This window comes from Microbacterium sp. S1037 (assembly GCF_048381605.1).
In the GTDB taxonomy this organism is placed as follows: Bacteria; Actinomycetota; Actinomycetes; order Actinomycetales; family Microbacteriaceae; genus Microbacterium; species Microbacterium testaceum_B.
In genome coordinates, this window is sequence record NZ_JBLWIG010000001.1 from 1,827,500 (window position 1) to 1,841,030 (window position 13,531).

11 protein-coding genes are annotated in these 13,531 nt (G+C 72.3%); 4 read left to right on the forward strand and 7 right to left on the reverse strand.

Features of this window, described 5'->3' with window-relative positions; translation table 11 throughout:
• Positions 1-664: 664 nt before the first annotated feature.
• Positions 665-1,099: a hypothetical protein gene (locus ACMW4R_RS08180; protein ID WP_193751336.1), complete on the reverse strand. Its 435-nt coding sequence runs from the start codon at positions 1,097-1,099 to the stop codon at positions 665-667.
• Positions 1,100-1,205: 106 nt separating this feature from the next.
• Here ACMW4R_RS08180 and ACMW4R_RS08185 point away from each other — a divergent pair, with 106 nt between their 5' ends.
• Positions 1,206-1,412 (forward strand): DUF3499 family protein, encoded by a 207-nt coding sequence (locus ACMW4R_RS08185; RefSeq protein ID WP_013583633.1) that lies wholly within the window; start codon positions 1,206-1,208, stop codon positions 1,410-1,412.
• 6 nt (positions 1,413-1,418) lie between these two features.
• Here ACMW4R_RS08185 and ACMW4R_RS08190 read toward each other — a convergent pair whose 3' ends face one another.
• On the reverse strand, positions 1,419-2,273 hold the full coding sequence (locus ACMW4R_RS08190; RefSeq protein ID WP_418299631.1) for an RDD family protein: 855 nt from the start codon (positions 2,271-2,273) through the stop codon (positions 1,419-1,421).
• Positions 2,274-2,289: 16 nt separating this feature from the next.
• On the opposite strand from ACMW4R_RS08190, the gene ACMW4R_RS08195 reads away from it, so the two are divergent.
• The 3 genes from ACMW4R_RS08195 to katG all read left to right on the forward strand — a co-directional run bounded on the left by ACMW4R_RS08195 (position 2,290) and on the right by katG (position 6,059).
• Positions 2,290-3,285 carry a stage II sporulation protein M gene (locus ACMW4R_RS08195; protein ID WP_418299632.1) on the forward strand — a complete coding sequence of 332 codons (996 nt, stop codon included), beginning with the start codon at positions 2,290-2,292 and terminating at the stop codon, positions 3,283-3,285.
• 63 nt (positions 3,286-3,348) lie between these two features.
• Complete coding sequence (locus ACMW4R_RS08200; protein WP_058626234.1) at positions 3,349-3,810, forward strand: Fur family transcriptional regulator; 462 nt, start codon at positions 3,349-3,351, stop codon at positions 3,808-3,810.
• Positions 3,807-6,059, forward strand: a complete 2,253-nt coding sequence (katG, locus tag ACMW4R_RS08205; RefSeq protein ID WP_418299633.1) for a catalase/peroxidase HPI — start codon at positions 3,807-3,809, stop codon at positions 6,057-6,059. The genes ACMW4R_RS08200 and katG overlap by 4 nt, the downstream gene beginning before the upstream one ends.
• A gap of 394 nt (positions 6,060-6,453) precedes the next feature.
• On the opposite strand, the gene ACMW4R_RS08210 is transcribed toward katG, so the two are convergent.
• The 5 genes from ACMW4R_RS08210 to ACMW4R_RS08230 form a co-directional block, all read right to left on the reverse strand.
• The gene (locus ACMW4R_RS08210; protein ID WP_418299634.1) at positions 6,454-7,413 is read right to left on the reverse strand and encodes an NAD-dependent epimerase/dehydratase family protein; all 960 of its coding nucleotides are present in this window, start codon (positions 7,411-7,413) and stop codon (positions 6,454-6,456) included.
• Positions 7,410-10,043 carry an alpha/beta fold hydrolase gene (locus tag ACMW4R_RS08215; RefSeq protein ID WP_418299635.1) on the reverse strand — a complete coding sequence of 878 codons (2,634 nt, stop codon included), beginning with the start codon at positions 10,041-10,043 and terminating at the stop codon, positions 7,410-7,412. The genes ACMW4R_RS08210 and ACMW4R_RS08215 overlap by 4 nt, the downstream gene beginning before the upstream one ends.
• A complete protein-coding gene (locus tag ACMW4R_RS08220; protein ID WP_058597673.1) occupies positions 10,040-11,062 on the reverse strand; it encodes a 3-oxoacyl-ACP synthase III in 1,023 nt (340 codons plus the stop codon). Before ACMW4R_RS08220 ends, ACMW4R_RS08215 begins: the two co-directional genes overlap by 4 nt.
• Positions 11,063-11,210: 148 nt before the next feature.
• The gene (locus tag ACMW4R_RS08225) at positions 11,211-12,512 is read right to left on the reverse strand and encodes a DUF58 domain-containing protein (protein WP_418299636.1); all 1,302 of its coding nucleotides are present in this window, start codon (positions 12,510-12,512) and stop codon (positions 11,211-11,213) included.
• The gene (locus tag ACMW4R_RS08230; protein ID WP_418299895.1) at positions 12,512-13,441 is read right to left on the reverse strand and encodes an AAA family ATPase; all 930 of its coding nucleotides are present in this window, start codon (positions 13,439-13,441) and stop codon (positions 12,512-12,514) included. Before ACMW4R_RS08230 ends, ACMW4R_RS08225 begins: the two co-directional genes overlap by 1 nt.
• Positions 13,442-13,531 lie beyond the last annotated feature (90 nt).

Consider the following 13,531-nt stretch of genomic DNA (forward strand, 5'->3'; position numbering starts at 1 on the left):
GTGGTTGCGCGCGGCGTGGGCGGCGGTGCGCGCGGCGGGGCGGCGGTGCGCGCTGGTTGCGTCGCGGCCCGCGCGCATAAACGCGATCCACTCGCATAAACGCGAGGAGCACGTGTTTCTGTGCGCGAATCGCGTTTATGCGTGAGGGCGGGGGCCCGGCGGGGGCATGGCTCGGGTCGCGCGACGCGAAGGGTGCCTGGGGCGGGTCGGCGTCGTGGCGGGCGACCATAAACGCGATCCACTCGCATAAACGCGAGGAGCACGTGTTTCTGTGCGCCAATCGTGTTTATGCGTGCGGGGTGCCGCGGTCGGGGGCGCATCGGCCTCGGGAGTGGGGGGCGACGGATGCCACAGACGTTGCGGCTGCGTCAGCGTGCGTTCCCGGCTTCCCGGCGCGGAGCGCTTCCCTGCGCCGGGCGGTTCTCCCGCGTTCGAGCGCGTTGGCGTCGCGGCAGGCGCCCCGTAAACGCGATCCACTCGCATAAACGCGAGGAGCACGTGTTTCTGTGCGCGAATCGCGTTTATGCGTGAGGGTGGGCCGGTCAGCGCCGAGCACGCGTGGGGCATGGGCCAGTCCGGCGCGGGTTCCTGGGGCAGCGCGGGGACGCGTGGTCCGGCGCGCGCGGGGCCCGCGGCGGCACCCGGAGCGCGCGGCCACGCCGGGTCAGAAGTAGCGGAAGCGCTCGGGGCCGAGGTCCCACGGGTCGCGGTCGAGGTACTCGGCGGCGGCGCGGAAGACAGCACCCTCGATCATCATGCGGCGGTGCAGGTCGTCGTCGTGATGGGGGTGGCCGAGCCGCTCGATCGGGACGCGGTAGAGGATGATGCGCTTCTCGTCGCGCAGAACCGTCCATCGAGGGATGCCATCGGTGGCGGCCGGGGGCATGATGCCGATCTCGAACGAGACCTCCCGCAGCTCGCTCCAGGCCGAGCGGAGGAACTCCGCCGCGGCGCCGACGGCGACGTCGAATCGTTCGACCCGGGTGTCGATCGGGGGGAGCGGCGGACGAACGACCGGGCTGCGGTTCTCGCGGCCGTGTCGGCCATGGCGGGAGGGGCGGGCGACCGGCCGGGCTTCGCGGGTTCGTCGACGCACCATGCGCCCATCCTACGGTCGTCCGGGACGGCGTGAACCGCGGTCAGGGTGAGCGCACGACGGCGCGGCGCAGGAGCGACGGGGTGACGGCGGGCTAGTGTTGCCCCCGATGCGCGACAGACTCTGCTCGAAGGTGGGATGCGCCCGCGAGGCGATGAGCACGCTCACCTACGACTACGGCGACCAGATGGCCGCCCTGGGCCCGCTGGGGCGTGTCGACGACCCGCACGCCCACGACCTCTGCGCGATCCACGCCGACCGGCTCTCGGTGCCGCGCGGCTGGGTCGTCGTGCGCCACGAGACGCTGCGGGCCTGACGCCCCTCAGCGGTCGGTGAGCGCGGCCGCCCGCTCGCGCTCGATCACGAGCGCCCGGTACTCGCGATCGCGCCGCACGGCGGCGACCGCGCGGACGAACGCCTCGGGGTCGGCCTGCGGCCGCGGCGAGACGAACGGGGCGACCGCATCGGCCAGCGAGGCCGCGAGACGGACCCGCGCGGCGGGGTCGAGCACGTCGGCGCCCCGGACGAACTGCGACACCCGGGCGGCGAGGCGATCGGGCAGGCGCGAGACGTCGGCCACCTGCGCCCACGACTCCCACCCTGCCGGAATCCCCGGGGCGGGAGGGGGGAGGGGGCGCGTGCGGGTCCGCTCGCTCGCCGTGCCCGCGACGAGGTCGCCGAGGCGCTGCGCGCGCGGGGTGAACATCCCGACGACCGCGGCGATCCCGCCGAGGGTCAGCCACAGCTCGAGGACGCCGATCAGCGCGCGGATGAAGGCCGCACGGAAACCCGCGGCGCCGCCGTCCACGCGCACGATCCGTCCGCCCACGACGAGGCGGCCGAGGCTGCGTCCGCGCGACAGGGTCTCGACGGCGGTGGGGAGGACGACGAGGACGAGCACGATGAGCGTGATCACGGCGATCCGCAGGGCGCTCTCCGGGAGGGATCCGGATGCCGCCATGGTCACGAGCAGCAGACCTCCGCCGATCAGCAGCACGACGCCGACGATCATGTCGATCAGGCAGCCGAGGGCACGCAGGAAGAATCCGAGCGGTTGGACGTCGAGGGCGACGGCCTCTCCGGTCAGGATCTCTTCGGAGGCCGTGTCGACGAGCGTGACGCCGCGCGCCGCGGGCGTTCGAACCTCGGTCCGTGAGGATGCCGTCGACGAAGCCATGCGTACAGTTGACCACATGGACCTCGACGCCCTCACGGCCGCTCGCCGCGAAGAGTGGGCGCGTCTGGACGAACTGGGGCGAGCGCGACGCCTGAGCGGTCGCGAGGTCGACGAACTCGTCACGCGGTACCGCGCGGCCTCCGCCGATCTCGCCGACATCAAGACCTCCGCCGGCCGCACACCCCAGGGCGACTACGTCTCGATCCTGCTGGCGCGCACGCGCCTGCGGCTGACCGGCGTGCGCGAGAACGTGCTGAAGCAGATGCCGCGCTTCTTCCTCCTGCAGTTGCCGGCCGCGCTGTACCGCGTGCGGTGGACGACCTTGGCGGTCGCCGTCGGCTTCGTCGTCGTCGCGACGATGGTGGCCCTGTGGATCTCGGGCGACCCCGCGACGGTCGCCGCCCTCGGGAGCCGCAGCGAGCTGCAGAACTACGCCGACGAGCAGTTCGTGAACTACTACCGCGAGAATCCCAACGCGATCTTCGCGGGGTCGGTGTGGACGAACAACGCCTGGATCGCGGCGCAGTGCGTGCTGTTCGGTGTGACGGGTATCTGGCCGCTGATGGCGATGATGCAGAACGCGATCGGGGTGGGGCAATCGGCCGCGGTCATGATCGCCTTCGACCGCGCCGACGTGTTCTTCCAGTTCATCCTTCCGCACGGCCTCCTCGAGCTCACGGCGATCTTCGTCGCGGGGGCCGCGGGCCTGCAGATCTTCTGGGCGTGGGTCGCTCCGGGCCGACGCACGCGCGGCGCCGCGCTGGCGGTCGAGGGTCGGTCCCTGGCCACGGTCGCGGTCGGCCTGATCTTCGCCCTCGCCCTCTCGGGGGTCGTCGAGGGGTTCGTCACGCCGCGCGAATGGCCGTGGCAGGTCAAGATCGCGATCGGGGCGGCCGCGCTCGGGGTGTTCCTCTTCTACATGCTGTGGGTCGGCAAGCGGGCCGCGCGGGCGGGCGAGACGGGTGACCTGACCGAGTACGAGGCGGGGACTCCGACGCTCACGTCGGGCTGACGGCATCCGTTCGTTTCCCCGCGTGTCATTTTTGATTCACTCAAAACAAGATACAGTGGTCGCATGCTCGACGACCGGACGGACGCCACCGCGGATGACCTCATCCGCGGTGCCGGGTTGCGGGTGACGGCGACGCGGGTCGCCGTGCTCGAAGCCCTCCGCGCCCGGCCGCACGCCACCGCGGACGCCGTGTACGACGGCATCCGCGGCTCTCTTCCGGGCACGAGCAAGCAATCGGTGTACAACGCGCTCGGCGACTTCGCCGACGCGGGACTCGCTCGTCGCATCGAACCCGCCGGTCACGCCGGCACGTTCGAACTGCGCGTGGGAGATAACCACCACCACGTGGTGTGCACCGGGTGTGGACGCATCGACGACGTGGACTGCGTCGTCGGGGAAGCGCCGTGCCTGCATGTGCCGGAGGGGAGCGGGTTCACCATCCAGACCGCCGAAGTGACGTTCTGGGGGGTCTGCCCCGACTGTCGAGCGACGACCGAAGCCGAAAAACCGAGAGGATCCCGATGAGCGACGCTCTGAACGGGTGCCCCGTCTTCCACGATGGAGCCGCCCCCGACGACAACCGACTGCCGGTGGGCGAAGCCCCCGCCGACAGCGAGCCCGCCGGCGCCCTGCCCCACCCCACCCAGGGATCCGCCAACCGCGTGTGGTGGCCCGAGTCCCTCAACGTGAAGATCCTCGCGAAGAACAACGCGCTGCGCGATCCGCTCGACGACGGGTTCGACTACAAGGCGGCGTTCGAGGCGCTCGACCTCGCGGCCGTCAAGCAGGACCTCAAGGAGGTCATGACGACCTCGCAGGACTGGTGGCCCGCGGACTTCGGTCACTACGGCCCGCTCATGATCCGCATGGCGTGGCACAGCGCCGGCACCTACCGCGTGACCGACGGTCGCGGCGGCTCGGGCGCCGGCATGCAGCGCTTCGCCCCGCTGAACAGCTGGCCCGACAACGTCAACCTCGACAAGGCGCGCCGACTGCTGTGGCCCGTCAAGAAGAAGTACGGCCAGGCGATCTCGTGGGCCGACCTCATGATCCTCGCCGGCAACGTCGCACTGGAAGACATGGGCTTCCCCACCTTCGGCTTCGCCGGCGGTCGCCAGGACGTGTGGGAGCCCGACGACGACGTGTACTGGGGCCCCGAGACCACCTGGCTCGGTGACGAGCGCTACACGGGCAACCGTGAGCTCGAGCGCCCGCTCGCGGCGGTCCAGATGGGTCTCATCTACGTCAACCCCGAGGGCCCCAACGGCAACCCCGACCCCCAGCTGTCGGCGAACGACATCCGCGAGACGTTCGGCCGCATGGCCATGAACGACGAGGAGACCGTCGCGCTCATCGCCGGTGGCCACACGTTCGGCAAGACGCACGGCGCGGCGAGCGACTCGCACGTCGGTCCCAACCCCGAAGCCGCCGACATCAACGACCAGGGCCTCGGCTGGAAGAACGACCACGGCACCGGCAAGGGCGACGACACGATCACGAGTGGCCTCGAGGTCACCTGGACCTACCACCCCACGCGCTGGGACAACGAGTTCTTCCACATCCTGTTCGCGTACGAGTGGGAGCTGTTCCAGAGCCCCGCGGGCGCTCACCAGTGGCGCCCGAAGAACGGTGGGGGAGCCGACATGGTGCCCCTCGCGCACTCCGAGGGCCGCCGCGAGCCGCGCATGCTCACGAGCGACCTCGCCCTGCGGGTCGACCCGGCGTACGAGAAGATCTCGCGCCGCTTCGCTGAGGACCCCGCCGCGTTCCAGGATGCCTTCGCCCGCGCATGGTTCAAGCTGACCCACCGCGACATGGGTCCGCGTGAGCGCTACCTCGGCCCCGAGGTTCCGGACGAGGTTCTCGTGTGGCAGGACCCGGTCCCCGCCGTCGACCACCCGCTGATCGACGCGGCCGACGCCGCGGCGCTGAAGCAGCAGATCCTCGACAGTGGTCTGAGCGTGCAGCAGCTCGTCACGACGACCTGGGCCGCGGCATCCACGTTCCGCGGTTCCGACAAGCGCGGCGGTGTCAACGGCGCGCGCATCCGCCTCGAGCCGCAGAAGAGCTGGACGGTCAACAACCCCGAGCAGCTGGCATCCGTTCTCGAGACCCTCGAGAAGATCAAGGCCGAGTTCGACGCGCAGGGTGAGAAGAAGGTGTCGATCGCGGATCTGCTCGTTCTCGCCGGCAACGCCGGTGTCGAGCAGGCGGCGCGCGCCGGCGGCCTCGAGGTCGAGGTGCCGTTCACTCCGGGCCGTACCGACGCGTCGCAGGAGCAGACCGAGATCGAGTCGTTCCGCTGGCTCGAGCCGGTCGCCGACGGCTTCCGCAACTACGCCTCGCGCGAGGCGCGGCTGCCCGCGGAGTTCCTGCTGCTCGACAAGGCCAACCTGCTCACGCTCACCGCCCCCGAGATGACCGTGTTGGTCGGCGGTCTCCGCGCGATCGGCGCCAACTGGGACGGCAGCGACTGGGGCGTGTTCACCGACACCCCCGGCGCGCTGACGAACGACGTGTTCGTGAACCTCCTCGACCTCGGCACGACGTGGAAGCCGCTCGACAGCGGCAAGCACGCCTTCGAGGGCACGAAGGACGGCTCGGGCGAGAAGGTCGGGATCGGCACCCGCGTCGACCTGGTGTTCTCGTCGAACTCCGAGCTGCGCGCGCTCGCCGAGGTCTACGCCTCGGACGACGCGAAGGAGAAGTTCGTCCGTGACTTCGTCGCCGCCTGGCGCAAGGTCACCGAGCTCGACCGGTTCGACCTGGTCTGAGCGCCCGACCCGTCGCGTTTCGGCGCGACGCGCTGCGGCTCGGTAACCCGCGGCATCCGGAAGGCCCGTCCCCTCGCGGGGCGGGCCTTCCGCTCATGCTGGGTCGGGAGTGTGTCCCACTTATGGTCGGTGGAGGCTGCCGCAGGCGACCATAAGTGGGACATGCACCGCCAGAAGTGGGACGAGGTTGCTCAGGGCGGGGCAGGAACCAACCGCGTTGCACTGAAGGCCGGTGGAGGGGGACCTCGTCCCACTTATGGTCGGTCCGCACTGCCTCAGGTGGCCAAATGTGGGACACGGACCGTCAGAAGTGGGACATGTGCCGTCGGGGAGTAGGCGGCGCGTAGCGCGAGAACGCGGGCCGCAGCAATGCCGGGGAGCGCAGCGGCCCGGCTCAGGCTCGCGCGAGGCGACGCAGGCCCTCGTCCAGCGACACCGCCGGGGCCCAGCGCAGATCGCGGCGGATCTCGGTCTGGTCGAACCAGTGCGCCGTCGACAGCTGCTCGGCGAGGAAGCGGGTCATCGGCGGTTCGTCCTCGCCCGGGCGCACGGCCCAGACGCGCTCTACCAGGGCCCCGGCTGCCTTGGCGAGACCCGCGGGAACGCTGAGGCGTGGCGGCTCGACCCCCGAGGCGCGGCAGATCCCGGCGAGCAGATCGCCGACCGGGCGCGGCTCGCCGTTCGTCAGGACGTACGCGCGTCCGCTGACCTCATCGACGCGGTCGAGGGCGGCGACGATTCCGGATGCCGCGTTGTCGACGTACGTGGAGTCGATGAGCGCCGTGCCGCCGTTCAGCAGCGGCAGCCGGCCCCGGCGGGCGCGGTCGACCACGCGCGCGATGAGCTGCGTGTCGCCCGGGCCCCATACGAGGTGCGGACGGATCGCTACCAGCGAGAGACCGTCACCGGCACGCGAGAGAGCGAGCACCTCGGCCGCGGCCTTCGTGCGGGCGTACTCGCCGCGCGCGGCGCGGGGATCGGCGGGCTCCGCGCCCACTCCCGCGAGGGCGTGCCCCGCGTGCGCGACCGACGGCGACGACACGTGCACGACCCGCGAGACCCCCGCCGCGGCGGCGACGTCCAGCAGAGTTCGCGTGCCCCCGACGTTGACGGCGTGGAACTGAGCGGGGTCTCCCGCCAGTGACACCTTGGCCGCGAGGTGCACCACGCCGTCGATCCCATCGAGGGCGGATGCCACGGCATCCGGATCCGTCACGGAACCGAGCCGGTCGTCGGCGCCGGCGACACCGGACGGGCGGCGCTGGAGCGTGCGCACCTCGTGTCCCGCGTCGTGGAGGGCGCGGACGACGGCCCGGCCGAGGAACCCGGACGCGCCGGTGGCGAGGACCCTCACGGTGCCGTCGGCTTCTCGCCCGCGAGCAGGCGTTCGGCCCACGCCGCGAGGCGGGACCGGTCGATCTTCGAGTTGTGCCGGATGTCGGTCGGCAGCGTCGGCGCGACCAAAACGGCAGCGAGGGGCTGCGACGTCGCAGCGCGGACGGCATCCGTCAGCTCGGGGGAGGCGAGGCCGGGACGCCGGGCACCCGCCTCGACGACCGCGACGACGACCTGTCGACCGACCGGTCCGACCCCGACCGCAGCGGCACGGGTGACGGCCTCGACGGTCTCGGCATCCTGTTCGATGCCGACCGGGGTCACCGGGCCCTCGGCGGTGGTGATGACGTGGGGGAGGCGCCCCTCGACCCAGAGCCTCCCGTCGGCGTCGAGGTGGCCGACGTCACCGGTGCGGTGCCAACGGTCGGTCAGGCCGCGACGCGCCTCGCGGTCGGTGAGGTACAGGCGGAAGTATCCGCGCTTGAGGTGGGGCGCCGAGATGACGATCTCGCCCGTGATCCCGGCATCCGTCGTCGGTTCACCCGTCGCGCGTCCCTCGGCGTCGATCGCCGAGATGCGCACCTGGCCCGTACCCAGTGGCCGGCCGACGCAGACGCCGCGGTCGCCCGCAGCGCTCTCGATCTCGGGCAGGGTGACGTCGGCGACGAGGAGGCATTCGGTCATGCCGTACGGGGTGTGCGCGACGGCGTTCGGCATGAGCTCCTGCGCGCGGCGCAGCAGCTCGATGCCCACGGGTGCTCCCGTCGAGAGGAACGTCTCGACGCGCGCGAGGGCCGCGCGATCGTCGGCGTCGAGGGCGCTCGCGGTGGCGACGACGTTCGCGACGGCGGCGGGGGACAGGAACACGATCCGCGCATCGGAGGCACGCACGGCCGCCGCGACCGCCGCCGCGGTGAGCGTCCGGGGGGCCGAGACGTCCATGTCGGGCGTCGCCGAGCGCGTGCCGAGCGCGGGTCCGAGCAGCGCGAAGGGAGCGAAGCCGGTCACCAGACCCGTCTCGGCGGCGACGCCGAAGTGCGCGGCGAGGGTGTCGCGCAGGGCCGTCAGCTGCGCGTGCGTGTACACGACACCCTTCGCGGGTCCCGTCGAGCCCGAGGTGAACAGCACCGCGGCGTCGGCGTCGGGTGCGGGCGGCTCCGGGAGCGTCCGGCCGCGACCGGCGCGGGCGAGGTCCGACAGGCTCGCCTCGACACCGAGCGCGCGCGACGTCGCGGCGGGGAGGGCCGCGGCCGAGATCCGGCGGCCCGGCCAGCCGAGGGCGCGCGCGGCGGCGAGGCCGGCGACCTCCCCGATGACCACATCGGGAACGGCACCTCTGACGGCGCGCGACAGACCCCGGATGCCGAGACCCCGGTCGGCCACGACGACGACCGCGCCGATGCGCAGACAGGCATACAGAGCGGCGGTCAGCGTGGGGCCGGGCTGAACGAGCAGCGAGACCCGGTCTCCCGGCCGGACGCCGAAAGCGTCGAGGCCCGCCGCGATCTCGTCGACGCGCGCGGACAGCTGCCGCCAGCTCACGCGCAGCGGCTCGCCGTCGCGGGCGGTGGTCATGTCGATCACGGCGGTGTCGTCGTCGTCGCGGCGCGCGTCGAGGGCATCCCAGAGGTGACCGGCGGCGGCCGGTGGCGCGGTGGCGGCTGTGGAGCCCGGGGCCGCGGCATCCGTCGCCACGCCCTTCTCGTCGAGCCAGTCGAGCACGACGTCGGCGTACGGCCGCTCCTCGGCGATGAGGTGGCCCGCTCCCTCGAAGCGGTGCACGTCGGCGTGCGGAAGCCGCTCGGTGAGGTCGTCGAGGTGGCCCTCGCCGAAGACGGGGTCCTTCGGTCCGCGCAGGAACAGCGCGGGCACGTCGAGCTCGCGGAGCCCCGCCGACATGCGGCGGAGCGCGGGAGTGCTCTCGTCAGCCGCGGTCGCGGGGATGTCGGCGACGAAGCCGCCGATCCCGCGGCGTCGTGCGACGGTCGCGTACGGCGCGCGGAAAGCGGCGCGAACAGCGGGGTCGAGATCGGCCAGAGCGAGCGTGGTGTCGAGGAAGGCCGTGGTGCCGGTGGTGCCTGCCGCGAGCATGCCGCGGGCGGTGGCCACGCGCAGCGCGAAGGGCAGCGGCGCACCGTCGGGGTGGTGCACCGCGGTGTTGAGCGCGATGACCGCGGCGAGACGCTCGCGGTTCTCGACGGCCCAGCCGAGCGAGACCGGACCGCCCCAGTCGTGCCCGATGGTCACGATCGGACCCCGGATGCCGAGCTCGCCGACGAGCGCGTCGAGGTCGGCGATGCGCTGCGCCAGGGTGCGTCGGCGGTCCGAGCGTTCCGAGAAGCCCATCTCGAGCTGGTCGACGGCCACGACCCGCCACGCCGTCGCACCGGCCTCGGCGCGTCGGAGCGAGGCGTTCACGAGCGCACGCCAGAGGTACGACCACGTCGGGTTGCCGTGCACGGCGATGATCGTGCCGACGGGGTCGAGGCCGCGCTCGGTGAGGGCGTCGCCGGTGTCGAGCACATGCCACGTGCGCGTCGTGCCCGCATCGGCGGCGACGCCGGGCACGTCGACCAGACGCGAGAGCGCCGGGTCGAGACCGGGCAGCCCCGCGGGGGGAAGCGTGGCTTCCGGGGCGGTGACCCTCACCAGGCCAGCTCCAGCATGCCGGTGTTCAGCCCGGAGCCCACTCCCATCAGCAGGACGCGATCACCCCGACGCAGCGTCTTCTGCTCGTCGGCGAGGGTGATCGGGATGGATGCCGGGCCCACATTGCCCAGGTGCGGATAGGTCACGGGCACCCGGTCACGGTCGAGCTTGGCCGCGCGGACGATCGCCGAGGTGTGCACCGATGAGACCTGGTGGGTGATGTAGCGGTCCATGCCCGTCCACGAGAACTCGCCCTTGGCCTCTTTCCACGCCGACACGACGAGGTCGAGACCGCCCTTGAGGAGAGCCTTGGCATCCGTGAACATGCCGTCGACGCTGCCGACGCAGAGGTCGTAGAACTGGGTCGCCGCGCGCGTCACGCCGCCGACGATCCGGTGTCCCTCGGGATGGTCGCTCGCGCGTCCGAGCACCGCGGCAGCCGCGCCGGAGCCCAGCGTCAGCGACGCGAACTCCTGCATGAAGGCGTCGCGGTCGAGGTCCTCGCGCACGAGCCGGTTGATCGTGTTGACCTGGATCTCATCGGCATCCTCGCCGTTGACGATCAGGGCGTACTTGACCTGTCCGGACTGGATCATGCCGGCGGCCAGGCTCATGCCGTTGATGAAGCCGAGGCAGGCGTTGGCGACGTCGAAGTTGATCGCCGAGCTCGGGAGGCCGAGGCCGTGGTGCAGGCGCACCGCCACCGAGGGCTCGAGGTGCTTGCGGGTCACGGAGGTGTTGATGATGAGCCCGATCTCGCTCGGGTCGACGCCCGCCTCGGCCAGCGCCTGCTTGCCCGCGGCGATCGTCGCCTCGTCGCTCGACTCGCCGTCGGCCCAGTTGCGCCGCTCGTTGACGCCGGCGACCCGACGGAGGAGGCCGGGCTTGAGCTTCAGACGATGAAGAGCGGGAGCGAGGCGGTCCTCGATATCGTCCGACGTGGTCACACGGCTGGGCAGGACGCTCGCCACCGATACAAGAGCCACATCGTCGAACCGGGTCGTGGCGTTTCCTGGCAAGAGTTCTCCCGCATCCTGTGCGTAGACGGCGCAACCGAGCGCGGAGGGGACGCGCTGTCGGCTCGAAGGGTACCCCCCAGGATAAGCCGCGATGTATGTCCCGGGCTGCATGGGGCCTGGGTGTGCTAGACCCGGCCGGGTACGCGCGTCAGAGCCGCCCGGCAGCCTTGAGCGCGAGGTAGCGGTCGGCCACCAGCGGGGGCAGGTCCTCCGCGGAGGCGGAGACGGCGTCGCCACCGGCGCGCACCACCGCGGCCCGCACACGGTCCGCGTCGTGGCGCGCGCGCTCGATCGCGGCCGCCGCGTAGACCGAGGCGGCATCCGTCCGCTCGGGCTCGTCGCCCGGTCCGTCCGTCGCCGTCGCGACGAGCAGTCGCGAGCGAGCCGCCACCGCCGGCAGCGCCGCGAGGAAACCGCGGGCGGCCTCGGGATCGTCGTGCGCCGTGAGCAGCACGACGAGGGCCGGACGGACCGCGAGCTGGCGGACCTGCGCGAAAGCGGCATCCCAGTCGGTGTCGATGAGCTGCGGCTCGACGGGGGCCATCGCGTCGACGAGCGCGGGCAGGAGCTGCGAACCGTCGACCTTCGTGACACGCGCCCGCGGGACGCGGTCGAACATCACCAGGTGCACGTGGTCGCCCGCCCTGGTCGCCAGCGCCGACAGCAGCAGGGTGGCCTCCATCGCTGCGTCCAGGCGTGCGCCGTCGCCGACGCGCGCCGCGGCCGTGCGGCCCGTATCGATGACGATGACGACGTGGCGGTCGCGTTCCGGACGCCACGTGCGCAGCATGGTCGTGCCCGCGCGCGCCGTCGCCCGCCAGTCGATCGAGCGCACGTCGTCGCCGCGGACGTACTCGCGCAGGCTGTCGAACTCGGTGCCCTGACCGCGCACCTGAAGACTCGTGTTGCCGTCGAGCTCGCGCAGGCGCGCCAGCCGGGACGGGAGGTGCCGACGCGAGGTGAAGGGCGGGAGGACGCGGATCCGGCCGGGAGCGTCGACGACCGCCTGCCGGCCCGCCAGACCCAGGGGGCCCGCCGAGCGCACCACGACGAAATCGGTGCGGATCTCGCCGCGGCGACGGGGGAGCAGAGGAAGGGGTGCGCTCCGGCGCTCGCCCGGCGGCACGACGAATCGCGCCCGTTCCTCGGGCGCACCGGCCGTGGGCTGCCACGCGTCGCGCACGTGGGCGCGGAGCGCGCGGGTCCCGAGGTTGCGCACGTGCAGTTCACCGGCCACCGGTTCATCGAGCAGCGTGCGGTCCGGGAGGCGTCGTGTGATCTCGACGGCGCGCGGGTCGGCCGCGACGGCGACATCGACAAGGGCTCCGACCGCACAGAGCACGACCCACCCGCCCACGGCGAGCCACGCCGGGACGCCCGCCGTGCTCAGGAGCACGAGGGGGACGACGCCCAGGGCGACGAGGAGCGCGAGACGGCCGGTGACGAACATCAGATGGGGACGCGGGTCTGCTGCAGCACCGAGGTCAGGATCGCGTCGACCGAGACACCCTCGATCTCGGCCTCGGGGCGCAGCCGGATGCGGTGACGCCAGACCGGCACGAGCATCGTCTGCACGTGATCGGGGGTGATGGCCGGGTAATCGCCGAGCCACGCCCAGGCCTTCGCCGCGGCGAGGAGGGCCGTCGTCGCGCGGGGGCTGACACCCAGGAGTACCGAGGGACTCTGCCGCGTCGCCCGCGCGAGGTCGACGATGTAGCCGAGCAGGTCGTCGTCGACGGCGACGGTCCCCGCGGCGCGTTGGGCCGCGAGGATCTCGTCGGCGGTCACGACGGGATCGAGACCCGCCGCGTCGAGGCGGCGCGGGTCGAAGCCGCCGGCATGGCGCCGGAGCACACCGACTTCGGCCTCGCGGCCCGGGAGATCGACGACGAGCTTCATCAGGAAGCGGTCCAGCTGGGCTTCGGGCAGCGTGTAGGTGCCCTCGTGCTCGATGGGGTTCTGGGTCGCGGCGACGAGGAAGGGGTCGGGGAGAGCGCGGCTCACCCCGTCCGACGAGACCTGTCGTTCTTCCATCGCCTCGAGCAGGGCGGCCTGGGTCTTCGGCGGCGTGCGGTTGATCTCGTCGGCGAGGAGCACGTGGGTGAACACCGGTCCCGCGCGGAACTCGAACTCGCCGGCGCGGGCGTCGTAGACGAGGGAGCCCGTGACGTCGCCGGGCATGAGGTCGGGCGTGAACTGCACGCGCCGCGTGTCGAGGCCGAGCGCGCGACTGAACGAGCGCACGAGAAGGGTCTTGGCGACGCCCGGGACGCCCTCGAGCAGGACGTGTCCGCGCGAGAGGAGCGCGATGAGCAGTCCCGTGATCGTGCCGTCCTGACCGATCACCGCCTTTTCGACCTCGACCCGCACCCGGTTCATCGCCTCGCGCAGGGCCGCGTCGTCGGACCCCGGGGTCGCCGGGGCGGGCTCCTGGCGTCCCGCTGCGTTCTCGGCGGCGGGCGGCAGGGG